Annotated in this window: 23 protein-coding genes; 11 read left to right on the top strand and 12 right to left on the bottom strand. The window is 59.4% G+C overall.

Annotation, left to right across the window (positions count from 1 at the left end; translation table 11 throughout):
• Window positions 1–80: 80 nt before the first annotated feature.
• Both ACR0MS_RS16110 and ACR0MS_RS16105 read right to left on the bottom strand, forming a co-directional pair.
• Window positions 81–1,391 carry an ammonium transporter gene (locus ACR0MS_RS16110; RefSeq protein ID WP_480575419.1) on the bottom strand — a complete coding sequence of 437 codons (1,311 nt, stop codon included), beginning with the start codon at window positions 1,389–1,391 and terminating at the stop codon, window positions 81–83.
• A gap of 33 nt (window positions 1,392–1,424) precedes the next feature.
• Window positions 1,425–1,763: a P-II family nitrogen regulator gene (locus ACR0MS_RS16105; protein WP_480575416.1), complete on the bottom strand. Its 339-nt coding sequence runs from the start codon at window positions 1,761–1,763 to the stop codon at window positions 1,425–1,427.
• Between the two features lie 258 nt (window positions 1,764–2,021).
• Between ACR0MS_RS16105 and ACR0MS_RS16100 the strand changes: the two genes are divergently transcribed.
• Entirely contained in the window at window positions 2,022–4,208 is a 2,187-nt protein-coding gene (locus ACR0MS_RS16100) for a transglycosylase domain-containing protein (protein WP_480575413.1), read from the top strand.
• A 60-nt stretch (window positions 4,209–4,268) separates the two neighbouring features.
• On the opposite strand, the gene leuB is transcribed toward ACR0MS_RS16100, so the two are convergent.
• Together leuB and ACR0MS_RS16090 are read right to left on the bottom strand one after the other, a co-directional pair.
• A complete protein-coding gene (gene leuB / locus ACR0MS_RS16095) occupies window positions 4,269–5,372 on the bottom strand; it encodes a 3-isopropylmalate dehydrogenase (RefSeq protein ID WP_480575410.1) in 1,104 nt (367 codons plus the stop codon).
• Between the two features lie 153 nt (window positions 5,373–5,525).
• Window positions 5,526–6,380, bottom strand: coding sequence for a LysR family transcriptional regulator (locus ACR0MS_RS16090; RefSeq protein ID WP_480575407.1), 855 nt, complete (start codon window positions 6,378–6,380; stop codon window positions 5,526–5,528).
• Window positions 6,381–6,574: 194 nt separating this feature from the next.
• Between ACR0MS_RS16090 and ACR0MS_RS16085 the strand changes: the two genes are divergently transcribed.
• Entirely contained in the window at window positions 6,575–7,030 is a 456-nt protein-coding gene (locus ACR0MS_RS16085) for a hypothetical protein (RefSeq protein ID WP_480575404.1), read from the top strand.
• Between the two features lie 92 nt (window positions 7,031–7,122).
• Here ACR0MS_RS16085 and ACR0MS_RS16080 read toward each other — a convergent pair whose 3' ends face one another.
• The 6 genes from ACR0MS_RS16080 to ACR0MS_RS16055 all read right to left on the bottom strand — a co-directional run bounded on the left by ACR0MS_RS16080 (window position 7,123) and on the right by ACR0MS_RS16055 (window position 12,091).
• Window positions 7,123–8,151, bottom strand: coding sequence for an endonuclease/exonuclease/phosphatase family protein (locus ACR0MS_RS16080; protein ID WP_480575400.1), 1,029 nt, complete (start codon window positions 8,149–8,151; stop codon window positions 7,123–7,125).
• On the bottom strand, window positions 8,148–8,978 hold the full coding sequence (locus ACR0MS_RS16075; RefSeq protein WP_480575397.1) for a hypothetical protein: 831 nt from the start codon (window positions 8,976–8,978) through the stop codon (window positions 8,148–8,150). Before ACR0MS_RS16075 ends, ACR0MS_RS16080 begins: the two co-directional genes overlap by 4 nt.
• A 329-nt stretch (window positions 8,979–9,307) precedes the next feature.
• A complete protein-coding gene (leuD, locus tag ACR0MS_RS16070) occupies window positions 9,308–9,913 on the bottom strand; it encodes a 3-isopropylmalate dehydratase small subunit (RefSeq protein WP_480575394.1) in 606 nt (201 codons plus the stop codon).
• Window positions 9,914–9,955: 42 nt separating this feature from the next.
• The gene (locus tag ACR0MS_RS16065) at window positions 9,956–10,510 is read right to left on the bottom strand and encodes an HdeD family acid-resistance protein (protein WP_480575391.1); all 555 of its coding nucleotides are present in this window, start codon (window positions 10,508–10,510) and stop codon (window positions 9,956–9,958) included.
• A gap of 38 nt (window positions 10,511–10,548) precedes the next feature.
• Window positions 10,549–11,952: a 3-isopropylmalate dehydratase large subunit gene (leuC, locus tag ACR0MS_RS16060; RefSeq protein WP_480575387.1), complete on the bottom strand. Its 1,404-nt coding sequence runs from the start codon at window positions 11,950–11,952 to the stop codon at window positions 10,549–10,551.
• 43 nt (window positions 11,953–11,995) lie between these two features.
• Window positions 11,996–12,091 carry an isopropylmalate isomerase gene (locus tag ACR0MS_RS16055; protein ID WP_254428854.1) on the bottom strand — a complete coding sequence of 32 codons (96 nt, stop codon included), beginning with the start codon at window positions 12,089–12,091 and terminating at the stop codon, window positions 11,996–11,998.
• A gap of 115 nt (window positions 12,092–12,206) precedes the next feature.
• On the opposite strand from ACR0MS_RS16055, the gene ACR0MS_RS16050 reads away from it, so the two are divergent.
• The 4 genes from ACR0MS_RS16050 (at window position 12,207) to ACR0MS_RS16035 (ending at window position 15,073) form a co-directional block, all read left to right on the top strand.
• Window positions 12,207–13,556, top strand: coding sequence for a mechanosensitive ion channel family protein (locus tag ACR0MS_RS16050; protein WP_480575384.1), 1,350 nt, complete (start codon window positions 12,207–12,209; stop codon window positions 13,554–13,556).
• A gap of 155 nt (window positions 13,557–13,711) precedes the next feature.
• Window positions 13,712–14,071: a ribosome silencing factor gene (rsfS, locus tag ACR0MS_RS16045; RefSeq protein ID WP_170353820.1), complete on the top strand. Its 360-nt coding sequence runs from the start codon at window positions 13,712–13,714 to the stop codon at window positions 14,069–14,071.
• Between the two features lie 44 nt (window positions 14,072–14,115).
• Window positions 14,116–14,586 carry a 23S rRNA (pseudouridine(1915)-N(3))-methyltransferase RlmH gene (gene rlmH, locus ACR0MS_RS16040; RefSeq protein WP_480575381.1) on the top strand — a complete coding sequence of 157 codons (471 nt, stop codon included), beginning with the start codon at window positions 14,116–14,118 and terminating at the stop codon, window positions 14,584–14,586.
• Between the two features lies 1 nt (window position 14,587).
• Window positions 14,588–15,073, top strand: coding sequence for a flavodoxin family protein (locus tag ACR0MS_RS16035; protein ID WP_480575378.1), 486 nt, complete (start codon window positions 14,588–14,590; stop codon window positions 15,071–15,073).
• A 2-nt stretch (window positions 15,074–15,075) separates the two neighbouring features.
• Here ACR0MS_RS16035 and ACR0MS_RS16030 read toward each other — a convergent pair whose 3' ends face one another.
• Both ACR0MS_RS16030 and ACR0MS_RS16025 read right to left on the bottom strand, forming a co-directional pair.
• Complete coding sequence (locus ACR0MS_RS16030) at window positions 15,076–15,423, bottom strand: hypothetical protein (RefSeq protein ID WP_480575375.1); 348 nt, start codon at window positions 15,421–15,423, stop codon at window positions 15,076–15,078.
• Window positions 15,424–15,458: 35 nt separating this feature from the next.
• Window positions 15,459–16,157: a DUF599 domain-containing protein gene (locus tag ACR0MS_RS16025; protein ID WP_480575372.1), complete on the bottom strand. Its 699-nt coding sequence runs from the start codon at window positions 16,155–16,157 to the stop codon at window positions 15,459–15,461.
• An 81-nt stretch (window positions 16,158–16,238) separates the two neighbouring features.
• Between ACR0MS_RS16025 and ACR0MS_RS16020 the strand changes: the two genes are divergently transcribed.
• From ACR0MS_RS16020 to ACR0MS_RS16000, 5 genes are all read left to right on the top strand, one after another.
• The gene (locus ACR0MS_RS16020; RefSeq protein ID WP_480575369.1) at window positions 16,239–17,678 is read left to right on the top strand and encodes an FAD-linked oxidase C-terminal domain-containing protein; all 1,440 of its coding nucleotides are present in this window, start codon (window positions 16,239–16,241) and stop codon (window positions 17,676–17,678) included.
• A 65-nt stretch (window positions 17,679–17,743) separates the two neighbouring features.
• Window positions 17,744–18,844 carry an FAD-binding protein gene (locus tag ACR0MS_RS16015; protein WP_480575365.1) on the top strand — a complete coding sequence of 367 codons (1,101 nt, stop codon included), beginning with the start codon at window positions 17,744–17,746 and terminating at the stop codon, window positions 18,842–18,844.
• 4 nt (window positions 18,845–18,848) lie between these two features.
• Entirely contained in the window at window positions 18,849–20,171 is a 1,323-nt protein-coding gene (gene glcF / locus ACR0MS_RS16010) for a glycolate oxidase subunit GlcF (protein WP_480575361.1), read from the top strand.
• Between the two features lie 157 nt (window positions 20,172–20,328).
• Window positions 20,329–21,078 (top strand): trypsin-like serine peptidase, encoded by a 750-nt coding sequence (locus ACR0MS_RS16005; RefSeq protein WP_480575358.1) that lies wholly within the window; start codon window positions 20,329–20,331, stop codon window positions 21,076–21,078.
• Window positions 21,075–21,887: a trypsin-like serine peptidase gene (locus ACR0MS_RS16000; protein ID WP_480575354.1), complete on the top strand. Its 813-nt coding sequence runs from the start codon at window positions 21,075–21,077 to the stop codon at window positions 21,885–21,887. The genes ACR0MS_RS16005 and ACR0MS_RS16000 overlap by 4 nt, the downstream gene beginning before the upstream one ends.
• The last annotated feature ends 58 nt before the right edge of the window (window positions 21,888–21,945 follow it).

The raw sequence follows: 21,945 nt of genomic DNA, 5'->3' as shown, positions 1-21,945 counted from the left end.
ATCTGAGTCTATGAAATTCAACAGTCAGAAAAGAAAAAGCCGGGCGCGTACGCCCGGCTTTGGTTTGGATATCTCAGGGATTAGCCCTTCGAGAATTCCGGATAGGCTTCCATGCCCAGTTCCGCCATGTCGAGGCCGTTGATCTCATCTTCTTCGCTGACGCGGATGCCAACGATGGCTTTCAGGATGACCCACAGGATCAGCGCGCCGACAAAGGTGAACATGCCGTAGGCCGCGATACCCAGAAGCTGGGTGCCCAGCGAGGCTTCACCGTAGAAGATCACGGCGATGGTGCCCCAGATACCGGCGAACAGGTGAACCGGGATCGCACCGACCACATCGTCCAGCTTGAGCTTGTCCAGCATCGGAACCGCGAAGACCACGATGACACCGCCCACAGCACCGATCCACAGCGCGCCGAACAGGGTCGGGGCCAGAGGTTCAGCCGTGATCGACACCAGACCGGCCAGCGCACCGTTGAGAACCATGGTCAGGTCGGGCTTTTTGTACAGCAGATGCGTCAGGATCAGTGCGGTTACGGCACCGGCTGCAGCGGCCATGTTGGTGTTGGCAAAGATACGCGAGACGTCAGTTACGTCGCCCACGGTGCCCATCGCCAGCTGCGAGCCGCCGTTGAAGCCGAACCAACCCAGCCACAGGATGAAGGTACCCAAGGTTGCCAGGGCCAGGTTCGAACCGGGCATCGGGTGGACTTTGCCGTCCTTGTACTTACCGATACGCGGGCCCAGCACGATCACACCTGCCAGAGCTGCCCAGCCACCGACCGAGTGCACAACGGTCGAGCCAGCGAAATCCGAGAAGCCCGCTTCAGACAGCCAGCCGCCGCCCCACTGCCACGAGCCCGAGATCGGGTACAGGATACCTGTCAGTACAACGACGAAGATCAGGAAGGGGAACAGCTTGATCCGCTCGGCCACGGCACCCGACACGATGGACGCGGTGGCAGCCACAAAGACCAACTGGAAGAAGAAGTCCGAACCGATCGAGGCATAGTCCAAAGCAGCCTCGGCAGGGTCGACACCGACCGGGTCAAGCACGGTGGGGCCGCCAATGGCAAAGAAGCCGTTGAAGTCGCCCGGATACATCGTGTTGAAGCCAACCAGCCAGTACATGATCGCGGCAATGGAAAACAGCGCCACGTTCTTGATCATCTGCATGGCCACGTTCTTGGAACGCACCAGACCGCCTTCCAGCATGGCAAAACCTGCCGCCATGAAGAAGACTAGGAAGCCCGCCATCAGGAACAGCAGCGTGGTAAAGATATACTGGGTATGGAGCGCGGCTTCGCCGTCGGCGGCCTCTTGCGCCAGACCCATCTGCGGCAGCGCAACGATCGCGGCAGCAGGGATGAGAGATTTCATCAGGTTCATTGTCAGTCCTCGAATGATTGTGAGTGGGGGCGCTTACAGCGCCTCTTCGTTCGTTTCCCCGGTCCGCACGCGCAGGGCCTGCTCGACATCGAGGACGAAAATCTTGCCGTCACCGATCTTGCCGGTCTTGGCGGTTTTGGTGATGGTCTCGACGATCTGGTCGGCCATCGTAGCGGGCACCACGATTTCCAATTTGATCTTGGGTACAAAGTTCACGGCATATTCCGCGCCGCGATAAATTTCTGTGTGACCCGATTGCGAGCCGAAGCCCTTGATTTCGGTCACCATCATGCCGCGCACGCCAGATTCGGTCAGTGCCTCGCGCACCTCCTCCAGCTTGAACGGCTTGATTGTCGCAATGATCAGTTTCACGTTGATCCCCTCTGCTTCCCGGTCTGTCCGGCTTGTTTGCACTCGCAGCAAAAGAGCGCGACTGACGGGCATTAGGAACGCTGAGGGCAATCGGACGCTGGGGAAAATTGCGGCCCGGTGCACAATTTTTGCACAGTTAGCCGGGAATGCCTAAAAAATGTGCGCAAAAAGGAAGCGATTTACCGGAAATTCGGACCTCAACTTCATGGGTGTGGCAGGGTATGGTGCCTCAAAACGATAACCGGGCAGAGTTCGGAAATGACAGATTCCAAGCGCCGCAAGACCCCCTTGGTGGCGGATAAAAGATACCCCTCCAAGGGCCGCAAGCCCAAGGCGACCAAGCGCACCGCGAAACCGGCGGGCAAGAAGGCCGTCGCACGCAAAACCACCACACGCAAGCCCACCCGCAAGAAAACACGCAAGAAAACGGGCGGAGGCGGAGGAGGGATATTCCGCCGTATGTTCCGTTGGCTGTGGCGGATGATCTGGGGTGTGACATGGCGTGTCGGGGCCGTTTGCGCGCTGTTGCTGGCGCTGGCGATTGGCGTTGTCTACACCTCGCTGCCCGATGTCGATTCGCTTTTGGACGGCCGCGCGCGCGGGTCGGTCACGATGCTGGACCGCGACGGCAAGGTGTTTGCATGGCGTGGTGATCAGTTCGGCGGGGTCATTACGGCTGATACCGTGTCTCCGCACCTCAAGCACGCGGTTATCGCGACCGAGGACAAGCGGTTTTATCGCCATTTCGGTGTCAGCCCGCGCGGGGTTGCCAGCGCCGTGCGCATCAACCTGAGCGAAGGCCGGGGGCCGCTGTCGGGCCATGGCGGTTCGACCATCACGCAGCAGACGGCCAAACTGCTGTGTCTGGGTGTTCCTTATGATCCCGCTGATTGGGAGTCCGAGGCGGCCTATGAAGCTGACTGTCGTCAGGGATCGTTGTGGCGCAAGGCCAAGGAAGCCGTTTACGCGATGGCGATGGAGGTCAAATACTCCAAGGACGAAATCCTGACTATCTATCTGAACCGTGCGTTCCTTGGCGCAGGGGCGCGCGGGTTCGAGGCTGCCAGCCAGCGGTATTTCGGGATTTCAGCCGCCGAAGTATCCCCGTCCGAGGCCGCGATGCTGGCGGGCCTTCTGGTCGCGCCGACCCGGTATGCGCCGACGAACAACCTGCAACGCTCGCAGGATCGGGCGCGTCTGGTGGTCGGGTTGATGGAGGATCAGGGATACCTTTCCCCCGCGCAGGCCAGCGAAGCCCGCACCCGTCCCGCGGAACTGTCCGAAGCCGCCGCCGCGCGTGCAGGCGGGTATTTCGCCGATTGGGTCATGGCCAGCGGACCCGAGTTCTTCACCCGCAACACGACCGAGGATGTGGTGATCCGGACAACCCTGGATCAGCGCCTGCAGAAATCGGCAGAAGAGGCGCTGCAATATATCTTTCAGGAAAAAGTCCGTGAAGGGTCCAAGGCGCAGGCCGCGATTGTTGTGATGTCCGCAGATGGGGCTGTGCGCGCCATGGTCGGCGGTCGCAAGACGCGCGTATCAGGTGCGTTCAATCGCGCGACGCAGGCATTGCGTCAGACCGGATCATCCTTCAAACCCTTCGTCTACGCGACAGCGTTGGAGCTTGGGTATTCTCCGCTGGATACGGTCGTGGACGAGCCCTATTGCATCAATATCCCCGGTTCGGGCCAGTGGTGCCCCAAGAACTATACCAACAAGTTCTATGGCCGGGTCACGCTTGCGGATGCGTTGAAGAACTCGCTGAACATCCCGGCCGTCAAAGTGGCCGAGGTTGCGGGGCTTGAAAATGTGCGCACCGTTGCCAGCGGGTTTGGGATTGCCAATGATCTGGCCGAGGGTCCCGCCCTTGCCCTGGGCGCGTCGGAAAGCACGCTGATCGAGATGACCGGGGCTTATGCGGGTATCCTGAACGGTGGCTCGTCCGTGGAACCTTATGGTTTGACCGAGTTAAAGCTGCTGGGGGACCAGACGCCCGTTATGGTGACGACGACCGGCATCGGAGAGCGTGTCATCAACGACAAGGCGGCCAAGCAACTGACATGGATGATGGAGCGCGTGGTCTCGCAAGGCACCGGCGCGCGGGCGCAGCTACCTGGATGGCAGGTGGCGGGCAAGACCGGCACGACTCAGGCCGCACGCGATGCGTGGTTTATCGGGTTCACGGCAGATTACGTGGCGGGTGTCTGGATGGGCTATGACGACAATACGCCGCTTTCCGGTGTCACCGGCGGCGGGTTGCCTGCGGAAATCTGGAAGGAAACTATGCTGCGTGTGACCGAAGGGATGACGCCGACGCCCTTGCCGATGTTGGCCCCGGACCCGCCCGTGCGAACCGCGCAGCCCCGGCAGCAACGCCGGAGGCAGGGCAACGGGTTCGAGAATGCCATCAACAACCTGTTGAACAATATTTTCGGCAACTGACCGGGCAAAGAAAAAGGCGGTGCGCTGGGCACCGCCTTTTGCATGTGTATGGCCGCCTGATCAGACGGTTTCGTCCAGCGCCGCCAGAATTGCATCACCCATTTCGGTGGTCGAAACCGGCTGCACGCCCTCTTCGGCCAGCAGATCAGCAGTGCGGACACCATCGGCCAGAACCTTCTCGATGGCCGCTTCCAGACGGTCAGCCTCAGCCCCCTGATCAAAGCTGTAACGCAGTGCCATGGCAAAGCTGAGGATACAGGCGATCGGGTTCGCCTTGCCCTGACCCGCAATATCGGGGGCCGAGCCGTGGACAGGTTCGTACATCGCCTTGGGACGGCCATTGGCCATGGGCGCACCCAGCGACGCAGATGGCAGCATACCCAGCGAGCCGGTCAGCATCGCCGCGCAATCCGACAGGATATCGCCAAACAGGTTGTCGGTGACGATCACGTCAAACTGCTTGGGCGCGCGTACCAACTGCATCGCGCCATTGTCGGCATACATATGGGTCAGCTCGACCTCGGGGTAATCCTCGGCCACGCGGTCTACGACCTCGCGCCACAGGATACCCGATTCCATGACGTTGGCTTTTTCCATCGAGCACAGCTTCTTGTTTCGGCGCATCGCCAGTTCAAAGGCCGAGCGTGCGGCGCGTTCGATCTCGGATTCAGTGTAACGCTGGGTGTTGATGCCCACGCGTTCGTTGCCTTCCTCGAAGATGCCGCGCGGCTCGCCGAAATAAACGCCCGAGGTCAGTTCGCGCACGATCATGATATCCAGACCGGCGACGATGTCCTTTTTCAGCGACGAGAAGTCGGCCAGCGCGTCAAAGCACTGCGCCGGGCGCAGGTTTGAAAACAGGTCCATTTCCTTGCGCAGGCGCAGCAATCCGCGCTCGGGCTTCACGCTGAAATCCAGATCGTCGTATTTCGGGCCACCCACGGCACCCAGCAGCACCGCGTCCACCTCTTGCGCGCGGGCCATGGTCTCGTCCGACAGCGGCTTACCATGGGCGTCATAGGCGGCACCGCCGACCAGATCCTCGCTCACGTCGAACGCCAGACCGCGGTTCGTGCCGAACCAGTCGATGATGCGGCGGACTTCGGCCATGACTTCGGGGCCAATACCATCTCCGGGCAGGATCAGCAGCGAGGGGTTGGACATGAAGGATCTCCTTGCGTTTCGTCGCAATGGCCCTAGCGCCTGCGCCGCATGGGGTCAATGCGAGGAAGCCGTCAGGTCGGGGTAAAACCCGTATCTGTGCCCGGAACGACGAATTCCCAAGGGTGTTTTGGGCTTGCCCTGCTCAGCCAGCTTTCAACTGTTCGGTAGAAACGCAGTGTTGAACGCCTTGCGCACCCATTCAACAGTGACCTGCACGCGCTTGTACCCAACCGTATCCGGGTTGAGATAGAGGTACAGGGTACGGCTGAATTCCGGACGACCTGAACCGACACGCACCAGATCGTCGCGCCCTTCGGCAAGGCACATGGGCAGCAGCCCCTTGCCCGCCCCGGCAGCGACCGCCGAGACCAACACGCTTGCGTCCGTTGCCGTCAAACGGACCTTTTCCGAAGGTTTGCTCAGGCGTCTGACAGCGCGGTTGATGATCGGGCGGCTGGCCTCTTCATCAAAGAAGGCAACCCAACTGTCGGGTATGTCTTGCAGGTGGGCGGCGCGATAAACGGCGTAAGGCACCTGACCCAGTGTAACGGTGTATTCCGCAGACTCGGGGGGAACTTCAAACCACATCTGGATTGAGGCCTCACCCGAGATGCGCGTTGTTGCGGCACGGGTCATAAGCCTCAGGTCCAGTCCGGGGTTTTCGGCAAGAAACCGATCCATCCCCGACACGGCCAACCTCTGCATTGTCCACGAATTCCCAATGATCCGCATCTTCCCCACTGCGCTGGCATGCGATTGAGAGATCTCGTCTGTCATTCGATGATAGTTTGCTTCGATCTGCTGGGCGCGTTCGATTGCGATGGCCCCGGCTTCGGTCGCCACGAACCCCGCCTTGGACCGCACAAACAGGATCACCCCAAGCTCTTGTTCCAACGCGGTCAACCGACGGCCCATGGTGGTCGCGTCCACATCAAGGACATGTGCCGCGCCGGTCAAAGAGCCTGCCCGACTGATGGCCAGCAACACTTTCAGATTGTCCCAGTTCATCCCGCATCATCCTGCAAATTTGCATGATCTTGATGCGGATTAGCGGCTTTTTGTCCGCAGATTTCAATTCTAAAGTTCCGGCGTTCCGAAAGAGAGATAGCACTTTCCATATTTCACAATGGGTTACGAGTACGCTTTTTTGGATGGTTTGGGTCGGTGCGGGTGTGCGCTGATCCGTGAAAAAGGACAAGTGAATGCATAATTTTTCGAAACTATGGGCTGCGACCGCGTGTCTGGCATTTGTCGCCGCCTGTAGCCAGACAGAGGCCCCGGAGCCGATCCAGCCCGAGCCTATTTTCAATAAATACGGAGACGTTGTTGGCTGCACCGGCGGGGCCAGCCCCAGTGGTGCGAGCCCGGATCAACCCTGTCTGCCGCCGCCACCACCGCCTCCCGGAGGGTGCGATGACTCGGCGGTTGCTGGAACGGCATCGGTTCCCTGTCCACCAACGGGTGAGGAGCGTGAGCCCGAAGACAGCTCAACCTCAGGCGGGGGCCGTGATCCGAGCGACAGTTCCACATCCGGCGGCGGCCGTGATCCGGGCGGAAGTTCCACGACCGGTGGCGGCAGTGACCCGACCGGAAGCTCGTCCACCAGCGGGGGTCGTGATCCGGCGGGCGGTGGGTCGTCCTCTGCGCCGCGGACCTGACATCACGCATCCTGTGTAACGAGTTCTTCAGGGTTTGAAGACAAACCTCGACCTAAGACAGGGCGACCAGCGGGTTGCCCTGTTTTTCGACCTCATTCCAACTCCAGATCGACCCAAACCAGTCGATGGCGGCTGGCCATTTGCGCAGCCTTTTGCTCCTTAGCCCCTGCGTCCGGCCAATGAACGCCGCTGCCGCGAACCGTCCAATGGGTCGAGGGCAAGACGTAGTCCACGCGCATATCGCCCGTTGCCTTCCAGGTGACCGTTGTCAACGCGCCGGAACTGTCGCGGGGCTGCGGGTCTTGAAGCAGGGGATGAGACAGCAGAGCCTGAATCGCTTGTTTGCGCCCCTCTCCGCGGGTGAGGTCCTGATTGGCGTCCCCGGCGATCACGAAAGGCCCTTCGGGGGCTTTGCCCAGCCGACCATCCAGAACATGTGACCACAGCCTTATTTCATCGTGATTGCGGAGCCCGTTCCGATCTTCCGGTCCGTCGAAAACCGGGGGTGCTGCGTGAAATGTCATCAGATCAAACGGCCCAAAGGGTGTTTCAACCGGAACCACCCAATGTGCGACCGAGGACAGGCGCTGAACTTGTTGAGCATCTTCCGACGGAAAAGGCTGCCCGTCCAATTCCGGCATCTGCGCATCCGGCACCGCATGCCAGAGCAATGGCGAGAAGTCCTGAACCGCGTCCCGGTTGATGGGATAGCGCGACAGAACCGCCATACCGCCATGCCCGGTAAACTTGCCCCACCCCTGCGCGTCGCCCGGACCGTGGGTACGCCCATCGCCATCCAAGTCCAGGTCTGTTTCCAACCCTGAATTTGGTTGTGCCGCGAACTGATGTGGGTAATCCAAACCGGCCTCTCGCAACTGGTCGGTCAATGCGGCAAGTGTCTGGCCGCCAAAGTCCCAGTCGACCCCCTGTAGCGCGACAATATCTGGCTTCACGGCTGCCAAAACCCGCACCACGGCCTGAACCTGAGCGTCGCCGCGCCCAATATCCCTAAGCAGCAGGCCCGGCCCATCGCGGCTGAGTTCGGTGTTGAAGGTTGCCACGCGCACGGTCTCTGCCTGCGCCATCATGGGCAGCAAAAGCAGGAATATTATTCGGATCATGCGGTCTGAGTGGACTCGGCCGTGGAATAGGCGCGCCGTTTTTCAACGATCAGGTTCGCGATACGAAGGGTCGCCATGCCACGCATGATCATGCTGGCGGGCAGGAAAGCCCATGCGCTCATGGTCCAGATCAGCGTCTGGGGATTGCTGAGTGAAATGGGATCCACGTAATTGGTCAGCAACTTTATCATCGCCGGAATCAAAAACGGCAGCAGAACCCCGATCGAGATGTTGAGCCGACCGTCGCGCTGCAGGCGGGTGACCACATCGCCGCCCTTGGTGGGATCGAACAAGGGCAGATTTGTCCAGACGTTGAACGCACCATTGCCCGTGGGCCAGCCACGCAGTTTCACGGCGTAGGCAAAGCTGCCAATCGTGATCAGCGCCGTCAGATAAGCGACACTGGCCGAAATGCGAACCAGTTCGATCAGGGGCGCACTGGCATCCGCAGGCAGCATCAGCACGATCAACCGAACAGGCGAATAGGGAAAGTCGGCGATATTGGCTACGCTCAAACCGACCGAATAAAAGACAGTTGTCAGATGGGTCGGCGCATAGGCGTTCTTACAGATCAGCGTCAGAAACATGATCATTGTGACCAGCCCGACAAATCGCAGACGGTTCACCGGCGGTGCGTCGCGGAACTCGATAAAGCTGGGAAAGGCCGAGTTATATTCAGCAAAGGTCAGGAAAAACGCGAGAATGGCGAGAAACACGACGATCTCGGTCCCATTCGTTGACGATGCGGGCAAATACAACGCGGGGGTCAGCACGATCAACGCAACCAATATTCCCCGAATTGCCGCCCCTGTTGTGCGCGCAATCACTATCCGAACCCTTTCAAACTGGATAGGTCGATTCTGTGCCGACTTCAGTCCAACTTGTGCCCGCCGTTTGTTTTTTTGACGGATGCCTCTACGGGGCCAACACTGGCCGCCTTGGACACTCCACTCAAGCCAAGGTGCAGAAAACACGTGATTTTGGGCAAAATGATGGCAAAACTGGTGCGGGTTTGCATCATTCCTGACGCAAATCCGACGTGTAATTTAGCATTGCCGCTACATGTTGTGGTTGCCGCGAATTCAACCCCTAGAATGCGAAAGGGGCCGCCAAAGCGACCCCTTTAGGTTGAGTGTTCACAGAATCATCCACAGAATCATACCCAGGGGCGGGCCTGACTCGCGTGATCCTCGAATTTGTCGATGTGATGTTCTTTTTCCATCGACAGGCCAATATCGTCCAGACCGTTCAGCAAGCAGTGCTTGCGGTGCGGGTCGATGTCGAAGGTGATCTCGACGCCGTCCGAGGTGGTGATCTTCTGGTCTTCCAGATGCACGGTCATGCGGGCGTTTTCACCCTTGTGTGCGTCGTCCATCAGGATCGCGTGATGCTCTTCCTCGACCACGATGGGCAGGATGCCGTTCTTGAAGCAGTTATTGAAGAAGATGTCGGCAAAGCTGGTCGAGATTACCACCTTGATGCCGAAATCCTTGATCGCCCAAGGCGCGTGTTCACGTGACGAGCCGCAGCCAAAGTTATCTCCGGCCACCAGAATCTCGGTGTTGCGATAGGCGGGTTTGTTCAGCACGAACTCTTCGTTCTCGCCGCCATGGTCGTGATAGCGCATCTCGTCAAACAGCACGACACCAAGGCCGGACCGTTTGATCGTTTTCAAGTGCACTTTGGGGATGATCATATCGGTGTCGATATTGATCAATGGCATTGGGGCGGCCACCCCGTGGACTTTTTCAAACTTTTCCATGTTCACACTCCTGCGGGAGAGGGCCGACCCCTTGCCCCGCGTTTAAGCTTGTTTCGCTTCCGTTGTTGCGTCGTCGGGCGCGTTCTTGACAAAGAACGCCATGAAGACCAAACCGAACCCGTTGAACAGCATCTCGATCCCCAGGAAGATACCCAGAATGCTCATCAGCACCGCCGGTTCACTTCCTACATAAGTCCAGATGATGCCCGCGAGCACGATAGACAAGATGCCCGAGATCATTGTCGGCCAGAAATACTGCGTTCCTTTCATCTGGAACGACAGAATGACCCGCGCGATGCCGCCTGCCATGAACAGGATCAGCATGACCACCGCCAAGGTGAGCGTTCCGGCCAGAGGCTGGGACATGAAGTTCCAGCCGAGGAACAGCATCACGGCACCCATGATGAATGACAGGATCTTGTTGCCCGTACCTTCGACGGAGAACCCGCCAACAACCTGCAACACGCCCGATATCAGCAGCAACACGCCCGTTACCACTGTCACAGCTATCGAGGCCACCACCGGCGCGCCCAGCACAAAGATGCCAAACGCAATCGAAAGCAGCCCCAACAAGAGCCATTTGACCCAATCACTCATTTCAGTCTCTCCCTCAAATATTCAGATATGAGGGTAGCTTACATCAATTCGCGGACGTCTGTCAGCCGTCCTGTTATCGCAGCCGCAGCAGCCATCGCCGGGCTCAGCAGGTGGGTGCGCCCACCCCGTCCCTGACGCCCTTCGAAGTTGCGGTTCGAGGTCGCGGCACAGCGCTCACCCGGCTGCAACTGGTCGGGGTTCATCGCCAGACACATCGAACATCCCGCCAGACGCCATTCAAACCCGGCCTCTTTGAAGATGTCGGCCAGACCTTCTTCTTCGGCCTGTGCACGCACCAGACCCGAGCCGGGCACGACCATGGCGCGCATCCCGTCCTTGATCTTCTTGCCCTTCAGGATTTCAGCAGCGGCGCGCAGGTCTTCGATCCGGCCATTGGTGCAGGACCCGATAAAGACAGTGTCGATTTCAACATCGCTCAGCTTCTGACCGGCTTCCAGACCCATATACTCGATCGAGCGGCGGGCCGCGTCGACCTTGCCGCCTTCGAAATCTTCGGGGTTCGGCACGGTCGCGGTGATCGGCAGCACGTCTTCGGGGCTGGTGCCCCAAGTCACGACGGGTGCGATATCTTCACCGCGCAGTGTGACAACCTTGTCGAAATGCGCGTCCTCATCGGTATAGAGCGTTTTCCACCAGTCTAGAGCGGCCTCCCATTGTGCGCCTTTCGGGGCGTGGGGGCGGCCTTTGACATATTCAAAGGTGGTCTCATCCGGCGCGATCAGGCCCGCGCGAGCACCGCCTTCGATGGCCATGTTGCAGACGGTCATGCGACCTTCCATCGACAGATCGCGGATCGCTTCGCCGCAATATTCGATGACATAGCCGGTGCCGCCAGCGGTGCCGGTTTCACCGATCACGGCCAGAGTGATATCCTTGGCGGTCACACCCGGCTGCAATTTGCCGGTGATTTCCACCTTCATGTTCTTGGATTTCTTCTGGATCAGGGTCTGCGTGGCCAGAACATGCTCAACCTCGGACGTGCCGATGCCGTGAGCCAGCGCACCAAACGCGCCGTGGGTGGCGGTGTGGCTGTCGCCGCACACAACGGTCATACCGGGCAGGGTCCAGCCCTGTTCGGGGCCAACGATGTGCACGATGCCCTGACGGACGTCATGCACCGGGTAATAGTGAATGCCGAAATCCTTGGCGTTCTTGTCCAGCGCCTCGACCTGAATGCGCGATTCCGGGTTCTCGATCCCGTTCACACGGTCCGGCGTGGTGGGCACGTTGTGATCCGGCACCGCGATGGTCTTTTCCGGTGCGCGCACCTTGCGGCCCGCCATGCGCAGGCCTTCGAACGCCTGCGGGCTGGTCACTTCGTGCACGAGGTGGCGGTCGATATACAGCAAGCAGGTGCCATCGTCGGCTTCGTGGGCGACATGGGCATCCCAGATCTTGTCATAGAGCGTTTTGGGGGACATCGGTCCTCTCCCGTATGTAATGAGAAATAGCTGGCGAGGTGGCTTAGGCTGCGCGTAGGCGCGCCAGAACCGTGCGGGCAGCCCCATAGAACCGTTCGCGCAGACGCGCGCGATCTTCCAGATTCTGAAGTTGGGCCACATTGAGTCTCATGCGCACCAGATATATCGCGCGATCCCGGCAATCAAGGTTCAAAACCGCCGCGGACTTGCATCTGGGGGCTTTGGTCTTCAATCTGCCCGTCAGGAGGAACTGCATGAACCAAGACCTGATCCCAAGTTCGGTGTCGAAGCTTTATGACGACATGGTCGCGGCCTTTTCCTCTCAGTTTGAAAACTTTGCTGAACTGATCGTCACACCGGGGTGGCGACAGTACCAGATTGTAATCATCCTGTTTCTCTGGGGGCTGTCCTTTGTTCTGAAGCTGCTGACCCAGGGGAGATGGGACACTTGGGCGCGCTCGCGCACCGGGTGGCCAAAGTGGAGGTTGCGCGTTCTTGTACAACTGATGCAGCGTCTGACACTGGTCTATTTCGTGGTGTTGTCATGGGTGCTGTATCTGGTGATGCAGCAGATCACATGGCCTTCGCGCAGTTACCTTATCGGTGTGATCGCGACCTTGGCCGCGGCGTGGCTGGCCATCGCACTGGTGGCGCGGTTTGTGCGGAACCGAACGCTGCGGCGCATCTTCAAATGGGCTATGTGGGTCTATGCAACGCTTGTTGCTCTGAACCTGACCGACGATGTGGCCGGGTTTATGGATGGCGTGGCGATTTCCATTGGTGACCTGCACATCTCGGCCCTTGGGATTCTCAAGGCTGTTCTGCTGATCGGAATTCTGCTGACTCTGGCCCGAGTGGGAACCCGCGCAGCCGAACGCGGCTTGATGAGCAATGACGATATCACCCCGTCGATGCAGGTGCTGCTGGCCAAAGGCATTCAGGTTCTGATCTATGGCGGGGTTTTTCTGGTCGCGATCCGCACGCTGGGCTTTGACCTGACCGGTATTGCGCTGTTGTCCGGCGCGATTGGTGTGGGGATCGGGTTCGGGCTGCAAAAGGTGGTGTCGAACCTGATCTCGGGGATTATCATCCTGATGGACCGGTCGATCAAACCGGGGGACGTGATCTCTTTGGGCGACACGTTTGGGTGGATCAACGCGCTGGGCGCGCGTTACGTGTCGGTTGTCACGCGGGACGGGCGGGAATACCTGATCCCGAACGAGGACCTGATCACTAATCAGGTGGTGAACTGGTCGCATTCCGATAAATTCGTGCGGCTGGATCTGGAGTTTGGCACCAGCTATTCCGACGACCCGCATAAGGTCCGCTCCACCGCCGTCACCTCTGTAAAAACCGTGTCGCGGGTCTTGAGCGGCGGGTCACATGAGCCGGTCTGCCATATCACCGGGTTTGGCGACAGCAGCGTCGACTACGTGCTGCGCTTTTGGATCAGTGACCCGACCAAGGGGCTGACCAATATCCGAGGCAATGTCTATCTGGCGCTGTGGGATGCGTTTCACGCCGAGGGTATATCGCTGCCCTTCCCGCAGCGCGAAGTGCGCCTGCTGCCCGACGCAGGCTCGCAACAGATCGCAGAGGATTGAGCCCGCGTTGCGCGGCGCTTCATTGAAATGTTGCAATCCCCTTGTTACCTTATTAGTACCCCGGCGCCGGGATTGCATGGCGCGCAGCAAAGGAGGACTATGTCCTGTCTCTACATACCCAGGCGGGTTTGCCCGCCGATGACGGGGCCAGCGTAATGGCCCACTCTCAGTCAATCAGCGACAAGCTGCTTGAGCGTATCCTTTCCTCACTTTCCGATGACAAGGCCGAAGATGTCGTGCAGATCAACCTGCAAGGTAAGTCTTCTGTTGCGGATCACATGGTGATTGCCTCGGGTCGCTCGACCCGTCAGGTCGCTGCCATGGCGGAAAAGCTGACGGATCGCATCAAGCAGGAGTTTGGTTTCACCTCGAAGGTCGAAGGCAAGGATGCCGGCGACTGGGTGTTGATTGATACGGGCGACGTGATCGTCCATATCTTCCGCCCCGAAGTGCGCGAATTCTATCAGCTGGAAAAGATGTGGCTGCCTGCGGGCGGCAGCGCCTCGGCGAACTGAGGCGCTATCCCGGCCTGTATTGAAGGGCCGGAGGCGAGAGAAATATGCGGATCAGCATAGTTGCGGTCGGGCGATTGCGCGCCGGACCCGAAAAGACCCTGCTTGACGATTACCTGACACGCTTTGACCGAACCGGGCGGGCTTTGGGCCTTGGTCCGGCCAAGGTTGTTGAGGTTGAAGACAAGAAAAACGCAGGTATGGGGGCCGAGGCCGCTCTGCTGCGCAAGGCGCTGCCCAAGGGCGCGGTGATCTGCACGCTGGACGAACGCGGGCGGGTGATGTCCTCACCCGATTTTGCGCAGAAACTGGGCGGTTGGCGCGATGCCGGGCGGCAGGATTTGGCGTTGATCATCGGTGGCGCCGACGGAATAGACCCTAATCTGCGGGCCGAAGCGGATTTTTCGATCTCATTTGGGGCGATGGTCTGGCCCCATATGCTGGTCCGTGTGATGCTGGCCGAGCAACTTTATCGGGCCGCAACCATCCTGTCGGGCGGTCCCTATCACCGGGTATGACATGGCGCAGCTTTTGATCGTTTACCATTCGCGCACCGGCGGGTCCCGGCAGATGGCCGAGGCTGCGGTTGAAGCCGCGCGTACCGAGACGGACGTTGTCTTGAAATCCGCTGATCTGGCAGGCCCGGAGGATCTGCTGAATGCGGATGGCTATATTTTCTGCGCGCCCGAGAATTTGGCGGCACTTTCCGGCGTGATGAAGGATTTCTTTGACCGCAGCTATTACCCTGTTCTGGGCCGGATTGAGGGTCGGCCCTATGCGCAGATGGTCTGTGCCGGGTCAGATGGCGCGAATGCCGCCCGTCAGACCGCCCGCATCGCGACCGGCTGGCGGTTGAAAGAGGTGCAGCCGCCTTTGATCCTCTGCACCCACGCGCAAACACCCGAGGCGATTCTGGCCGCAAAAACCATCCCCGCCGACCAACTTGAAACCTGTCGCGAGTTGGGTTTGGCCATGGCTGCCGGATTGCAGATGGGCGTTTTCTGACCTTAATTCAGGTCGACCACAAAGGTCTTTTCCGCCCAGCCATCCACGTTGGTGCGGGCCTGCACCTGCACTTGTGCCGTTCCTGCGGGAATCGCCACACCGCTGAGGGATCGTGTGAAGGGTTGCTCGTTCTCGTGCGGGTGATGCAGCACGCGCATCCCCAGTTCGGTCCCATTCATGTCCAGCACTCGCCAGCCATCGGCATAATCGTCCCAACCCGTTTCAGGATGCGAGACGGTGACGTCGAATCGCCAAGTATCCCCGCTTTGTCTGGCAGTGACGTTTTCAATCACGGGATCATCGGCGAGGGCCGGGGTTGCGAGCAGGGCGGTCAGAACAAGATATCTCATGATGTGAAGCTAACCTATTGTGAAGGGCCGGTTGATCACGATCCGGTGTTGAGAAGAACCGTCCGCGAATGCGATGCAAACTCTCTGCGATAGAGCATGGCCAATGTGACCAATGTGCCTGCGATCAGCGCGTAGGGTCCCAATATCCAAGCCACCGACGCCAACGCGAAATAGGTGGAGCGCAGACCCCGGTTGAAGCTGCGTGCGGCGGTGACGCAAATCTCGGCGGCTTGCGCGGCACGGGGATAGGCCGCAGGATCGTCGGGTTCATTCGGCACGGCGGCCATCAGCACCGCGCAATAGCCAAACAGCCGATGCGCCCAAACATATTTCAGAAACGCATTTGCCAGAAACAGCAGGATGATCAGGATCTTGATCTCCCACACCAGCGCAGGGGCTGTCCCCAGCGCAAGGTCCTGAGCAAGCCCGGCCAGGCGTTCGGTGTTTCCCAACAGGGCCAGCCCACCCCCAATCGCAATCATCGTGGTCGAGGCAAAGAATGTACTGCCCTGCCGCATCGTGCCCACCACCTGCGCGTCGAACATGCGGGGTTGGCGGGTCACCATTTCCTGCATCCAATCCCGGCGATAATCGTCCATGATCATGCCGACAGACGGCTTGTCAGGAGACGGATTTTCTATCCGCCACCCGATCCACAGCCACGCGCCGATCAGCAGCGCGATGCCGACGAAATCCAGCGGTGCAAACAACAATGACTGATCAATCCAGGACATAATCGCGACACTAAGTCGTGACGTCACAACTTGCCAGATCGGAAAATTGGTAATATTATTTTACCAAACGGAGAGTCAGTCATGGAAATGCCAACACCAAACCCTGATATTCTGCGGCGCAAGGACGTGGTCCTGCGACGTCTGCTGCAAGTTCTGCCCGAAGACGCCGTGATCCACGATCCGGCAGAGACGCGCGCCTATGAATGTGATGCGCTGACGGCCTATCGCTGCCCTCCGATGCTTGCCGTTCTGCCGTCGACGACTGCCGAGGTCTCGGATGTGCTGCGCATTTGCAATGAAGAAGGCGTTCCGGTTGTTCCGCGCGGTTCGGGGACATCTCTGGCCGGTGGCGCGCTGCCCACGGCGGATAGTGTTATTCTGGGTGTCGCGCGGATGAATGATGTGTTGGAGGTCGACTATGACAACCGTTTCATCCGCGTCCAGACCGGCCGAACCAACCTGAGCGTAACCGGGGCCGTTGAAGAAGATGACTTCTTCTATGCGCCCGATCCTTCCTCGCAACTGGCCTGCGCCATCGCGGGGAATATCGGCATGAATTCCGGCGGCGCGCATTGCCTGAAATACGGTGTGACCACCAACAATCTGCTGGGCGTCAAGATGGTGATGATGGATGGCAGCGTGGTCGAAATCGGTGGTGCGCATCTGGACGCAGGCGGGCTGGACCTGCTGGGCGTGGTCTGCGGCTCGGAAGGGCAGTTGGGTGTCGTGACCGAGGCCACCCTGCGTATCCTGCGCAAGCCCGAAGGCGCGCGGCCCGTGCTGATGGGGTTCGATGACAATGAGGTGGCCGGACAGTGCGTCTCGGATATCATCAAATCGGGCATTTTGCCGGTAGCCATCGAGTTCATGGATACGCTGTGCATCAAGGCGTGTGAGAATTTCGCCCATGCCGGCTATCCCGATTGTCACGCCCTGCTGATTGTCGAGGTCGAAGGGTCCGAGGCTGAAATCGACTATCAACTGTCGAAGATCATCGAGATCGCGAAACGTCACAACCCGGTCGAGCTGCGCGAAAGCCAGTCGGCGGAGGAAAGCGCCAAGATCTGGCTGGGACGGAAATCGGCTTTTGGGGCGATGGGCCAGATGAACGATTACATGTGTCTGGATGGCACGATCCCCGTTTCCTCTCTGCCCGAAGTGCTGCGCCGGATCGGAGAGTTGAGCGAGGATTACGGATTGCCGGTGGGCAACGTGTTCCATGCAGGTGATGGGAATATGCACCCGCTGATCCTGTTCGATGCGAACAAGCCTGGCGACCTTGAGAAATGCGAGGCGTTTGGGGCCGATATCCTCAAACTGTGCGTGGACGTGGGGGGATGCCTGACAGGTGAGCATGGTGTGGGGATCGAAAAGCGGGATCTGATGTCTCACCAATATGCGCCGCAAGACCTTGAAGCACAGATGGCTGTAAAGGATGTGTTCGATCCAAACTGGCTTTTGAACCCGGCTAAAGTGTTCCCGCTGGATGTGTCCGAGGTTCGCAGGATCGCCGCTGAGTAGGGGGCGCTGCCCCCATCGCGGCAGGCCGCGATTCCCCCGAAGTATTTTTGAACAGAAGAAGTGTCATGAGACCTGAAACAGAGACCGAACTGGCCGAAATCGTGGCCGGATTGCAAGGGCCCGTGCGAATTGCCGGTGGTGGAACCCGAGGGATCGGCGGGCCGGATGATCTTATCGAAACCAGCGGTTTGAGCGGGATTACCCTGTATGAGCCGGGCGCGTTGACGATCGTGGCGCAGGCGGGAACACCCGCGGCCGAGATCGAGGCCGCGCTGGACGCCGAAGGTCAGCAATTGGCGTTTGAACCGATGGATCATCGCGGCCTGCTGGGGACCAATGGTACACCGACGATTGGCGGTGTCGTGGCCGCCAATATCTCGGGGCCGCGCCGGATTCAGGCAGGGGCGTGCCGTGATTTCCTGCTGGGCGTCCGTTACGTCGACGGTCGGGGCCAGATCGTGAAGAATGGCGGGCGGGTGATGAAAAACGTGACCGGGTATGATCTGGTCAAGTTGATGAGCGGTGCCTGGGGAACGCTGGGTGTGCTGACCGAAGTTTCGCTGAAAGTGCTGCCCAAGCCCGAGGCGACGGCAACGCTGCAAGTACCGGTTGCGGATGCAGGAGCGGCAATTCGGGTGCTCTCGGCTGCTTTGAAATCCCCGTACGAGGTGAGCGGTGCGGCTTATGACCCGCAAACAGGTCGTGCGCTGCTGCGGCTTGAAGGCTTCGCGGATTCGGTGGCCTATAGGGTCGAACAAATGACGTCCACGCTGGCCAGCTTTGGCGCGCCTTCCGAGGTTGAGGGATCGGCTGACTTGTGGCGCGGTATACAGGATGCTGCGGCGTTTCATGACAAGGATGGCGATGTGTGGCGTATCTCGGTCAAACCGACGGACGCGCCAGAGGTATCCGCGCGTCTGGAGGCAAGCCAGACCCTGTTTGATTGGGGTGGCGGGTTGATCTGGGCGCTTGTCCCCGCAGGGACCGATCTGCGTGCGCGGCTTGGCGCGTTCGACGGTCACGCGACGCTTGTCCGGGCGGATGCGGAAACCGCTGCAGACTTGGGCCGTTTCCAACCCGAGACCGCTGGCGTTGCGGCTCTAACACAAGGGCTTCGGCAAAAATTTGATCCGCGTGGTTTGTTCAACCCGGGACTGATGGGATAAAAAGATGCAAACGACGTTTTCCGAAGAACAACTGCATGATCCGGGCATCAAGCGCTCGAACGAAATCCTGCGCAATTGCGTGCATTGCGGGTTTTGCACCGCGACCTGTCCCACTTATCAGGTGTTGGGGGATGAGTTGGACAGCCCCCGCGGGCGCATCTACCTGATCAAGGACATGCTGGAGAATGAGCGTGTTCCTGATGAGAAAACTGTCAAGCATATCGACCGCTGCCTGTCCTGTCTGGCGTGCATGACGACCTGTCCGTCGGGCGTGCATTACATGCATCTGGTGGATCATGCCCGCGAGTATATCGAACAGAATTACAAACGGCCTTTCTCGGATCGTGCATTGCGGTGGGTTCTGGCGCAAATTCTGCCCTATCCGATGCGGTTCCGCTGGGCACTGATCGGTGCGAAACTCGGCCGGCCCTTCAAATTCCTGATGCCCGACGCACGGTTGCGCGCAATGCTGGATATGGCACCGAAGCACATCCCGCCGGTTAGTCGCAACGATGATCCCCAAAGCTTTGCATCAAAAGGCGCGCGCAAGAAACGCGTCGCATTGATGACAGGGTGCGCACAGAGGGCGCTCAATACGGATATCAACGACGCCACCATCCGCCTGCTGACCCGCATGGGCTGCGAAGTTGTCGTGGCCGAGGGTGCCGGGTGCTGTGGTGCCCTGACCCATCACATGGGTAAATCAGACGACAGTCATAAGGCCGCTGCCGCGAATATCCGCGCCTGGACAGCCGAGATCGACAAAGATGGGCTGGACGCGATTGTCATCAATACCTCTGGCTGTGGTACGACCGTCAAGGATTATGGGCACATGTTCCGAAATGATGCGCTGGCCGAAGATGCGGCTCGGGTATCCTCGATCGCAATGGATATCAGCGAGCTGTTGGTGCAGCTTGATTTGCCGGCAGGTGCCGACAAGGACATGACTGTCGCCTACCATGCAGCATGCTCCCTGCAGCACGGCCAAAAGATCAAGACGCACCCCAAAGACTTGCTGAAACGCGCGGGTTTCACCGTGGTCGAGCCTGCGGACAGCCATCTGTGCTGTGGCAGCGCGGGCACCTATAACTTGATGCAGCCCGAGATTTCTGGAAAACTCAAACAGCGCAAGGTCAGGACTCTTGAGGCGAAGAACCCTGATGTTATCGCCGCTGGCAACATTGGTTGCATGATGCAGATCGGCTCGGGCACCGACGTTCCGATCCTGCACACAGTGGAATTGCTGGATTGGGCAACCGGAGGTCCGATGCCCAGAGCCATGCAACAGGATCGGAGGTCAGACCACGAGGTTCCGATCCTCAGATAGGTGTTGATGCGGCAACGCATCGGTTTCGGTCAGGAACCGCCTGTCAAGCCAGCGCCCTATTTTCGCCTCAACCGGTGCGTAGGAAGATGCGAGGATAGCAACGCCGGAGAACCGCTTGCGAAACTGGATCAAGGCTCTAGTGCTGGCATGTTTGCCTATGACCGCCAACGCACAGGATTCCAGGCTGAAAAGCCTGGATACCACGGATGCGGGGCGCGCTTGGATGGCTGTGGGTCGCCTGGATATCGGTGGCGCAGGGTTTTGCACGGGAACACTGATCTCTCCGACGTTGGTTTTGACGGCCGCTCATTGCCTGTTCGACAAGGTCACAGGTCAACGGGTGGAACTGGCACAGGTCGAGTTTCTGGCGGCTTGGCGGCTTGGGCGCGCATCCGCTTACCGCGCCGCACGCAGGGCCGTGATTCATCCTGACTACCAGTATGGCGAAGAAGCGTCTGCTTCGCGTATCGGCAGCGATATCGCGCTGATCGAACTCTGGCAGCCAATTCGCAACACAACCGTCATTCCCTTTGAAACAGGCAATCGCCCGGCAAAAGGGGAAGAGGTGGGCGTCGTGTCCTACGCCAAGGACCGGGCCGAGGCGCCGTCTCTGCAAGAAGTGTGCTCGGTCATGACCCGAAAATCCGATGTGCTGGTCATGTCCTGCGATGTTGAGTTCGGATCGTCCGGTGCCCCTGTGTTTTCGTTTGACGGGGATCGGCCCCGGATCGTGTCTGTTGTTGCAGCCAAGGCCGAATTCAACGGGCAGCGTGTGGCTGTTGGAACAGCGGTGGAAGAGTCTTTGTCCGTGTTGCAGGCTGAATTGTCGGCGGGGCGCGGATTCATTGCCTCTACCGAGTTGAATGGATCCGGTAGCAATGTGGGCGCCCGTTTCATCAAACCATGATCCGATTTCTTTTTTCTGTCCTTTGCCTAATTACGGTGGCTGCCGCCGCGTCTGCCCAAAGCGGGAAGCGCACGCTGAATGATCGTGACGATCTTTATGGTTGGGAGGCTGTCGGTCGGTTGGATATTGGTCAAGACGGGTTTTGCACAGGCACCTTGATCGCGCAGGACCTGGTGTTGACGGCGGCGCATTGCGCCCTGAACCGGGCAAGCGGGTCTCCTTATGAACCCGGTGAGGTCACCTTTCGCGCGGGGCTGAGTGATGGGACGGCACTGGCGGAGCGCAAGGTTGTCCAGATCGCGGTGCATCCCGACTATACCCGACATCCAAACCACTCGGCCGAGGCGGTTCGGGTCGATGTCGCGCTGATGAAGCTGGAGCAGCCGATCCCGTACTCGGTTGCGGACCCCTTTGCGTTACATAGCGGTCGGGTGGCTGGGAACGAGGTGAGCATCGCCTCATACGGGCGCGGTCGGTCCGAGGCAATCACGCGCGAGCGCTCTTGCCGTATCCTCCAGCGCCGGCAAGGGTTGATCACGTTCAACTGTGACATCACCTTCGGGTCGTCCGGGTCAGCTTTGCTGGCGCGAAACGGTCCGCGCTGGCAGATCCTGTCGGTCGTGTCCGCGGTCGGGACAGATGGGCGCCAAAAAGTAGGGTTTGGCATGGAACTGTCTGGAATCGTGGCGGAACTAAAGTCGGCGCTGCGCCGTGACGCCCCCCAACCCAAGGCTGCGATACGCCGGTTGCAGGTTGGGTCCGGCAAGTCCGGTTCCGGCGCTAAATTCATCAGCCCCGGCGGGGGTTGAACTCGGTCAAATCTCTACCCATTTGAACTGTATCGGGTCGCCAAAAACGGGGCCTGAT

Source organism: Ruegeria sp. CJ2 (assembly GCF_056536745.1).
This window is presented reverse-complemented; position numbering and strand designations above follow the sequence as displayed.

Bases quoted from the DNA above. Each gene is read 5' to 3' on its own strand.
- ACR0MS_RS16110 (WP_480575419.1), bottom strand. From the start codon at position 1,391: ATGAACCTGATGAAATCTCTCATCCCTGCTGCCGCGATCGTTGCGCTG.
- ACR0MS_RS16100 (WP_480575413.1), top strand. From the start codon at position 2,022: ATGACAGATTCCAAGCGCCGCAAGACCCCCTTGGTGGCGGATAAAAGA.
- leuB (WP_480575410.1), bottom strand. From the start codon at position 5,372: ATGTCCAACCCCTCGCTGCTGATCCTGCCCGGAGATGGTATTGGCCCC.
- ACR0MS_RS16090 (WP_480575407.1), bottom strand. From the start codon at position 6,380: ATGAACTGGGACAATCTGAAAGTGTTGCTGGCCATCAGTCGGGCAGGC.
- ACR0MS_RS16085 (WP_480575404.1), top strand. From the start codon at position 6,575: ATGCATAATTTTTCGAAACTATGGGCTGCGACCGCGTGTCTGGCATTT.
- ACR0MS_RS16080 (WP_480575400.1), bottom strand. From the start codon at position 8,151: ATGATCCGAATAATATTCCTGCTTTTGCTGCCCATGATGGCGCAGGCA.
- leuD (WP_480575394.1), bottom strand. From the start codon at position 9,913: ATGGAAAAGTTTGAAAAAGTCCACGGGGTGGCCGCCCCAATGCCATTG.
- ACR0MS_RS16065 (WP_480575391.1), bottom strand. From the start codon at position 10,510: ATGAGTGATTGGGTCAAATGGCTCTTGTTGGGGCTGCTTTCGATTGCG.
- leuC (WP_480575387.1), bottom strand. From the start codon at position 11,952: ATGTCCCCCAAAACGCTCTATGACAAGATCTGGGATGCCCATGTCGCC.
- ACR0MS_RS16050 (WP_480575384.1), top strand. From the start codon at position 12,207: ATGAACCAAGACCTGATCCCAAGTTCGGTGTCGAAGCTTTATGACGAC.
- rsfS (WP_170353820.1), top strand. From the start codon at position 13,712: ATGGCCCACTCTCAGTCAATCAGCGACAAGCTGCTTGAGCGTATCCTT.
- rlmH (WP_480575381.1), top strand. From the start codon at position 14,116: ATGCGGATCAGCATAGTTGCGGTCGGGCGATTGCGCGCCGGACCCGAA.
- ACR0MS_RS16035 (WP_480575378.1), top strand. From the start codon at position 14,588: ATGGCGCAGCTTTTGATCGTTTACCATTCGCGCACCGGCGGGTCCCGG.
- ACR0MS_RS16030 (WP_480575375.1), bottom strand. From the start codon at position 15,423: ATGAGATATCTTGTTCTGACCGCCCTGCTCGCAACCCCGGCCCTCGCC.
- ACR0MS_RS16025 (WP_480575372.1), bottom strand. From the start codon at position 16,157: ATGTCCTGGATTGATCAGTCATTGTTGTTTGCACCGCTGGATTTCGTC.
- ACR0MS_RS16020 (WP_480575369.1), top strand. From the start codon at position 16,239: ATGGAAATGCCAACACCAAACCCTGATATTCTGCGGCGCAAGGACGTG.
- ACR0MS_RS16015 (WP_480575365.1), top strand. From the start codon at position 17,744: ATGAGACCTGAAACAGAGACCGAACTGGCCGAAATCGTGGCCGGATTG.
- glcF (WP_480575361.1), top strand. From the start codon at position 18,849: ATGCAAACGACGTTTTCCGAAGAACAACTGCATGATCCGGGCATCAAG.
- ACR0MS_RS16005 (WP_480575358.1), top strand. From the start codon at position 20,329: ATGACCGCCAACGCACAGGATTCCAGGCTGAAAAGCCTGGATACCACG.
- ACR0MS_RS16000 (WP_480575354.1), top strand. From the start codon at position 21,075: ATGATCCGATTTCTTTTTTCTGTCCTTTGCCTAATTACGGTGGCTGCC.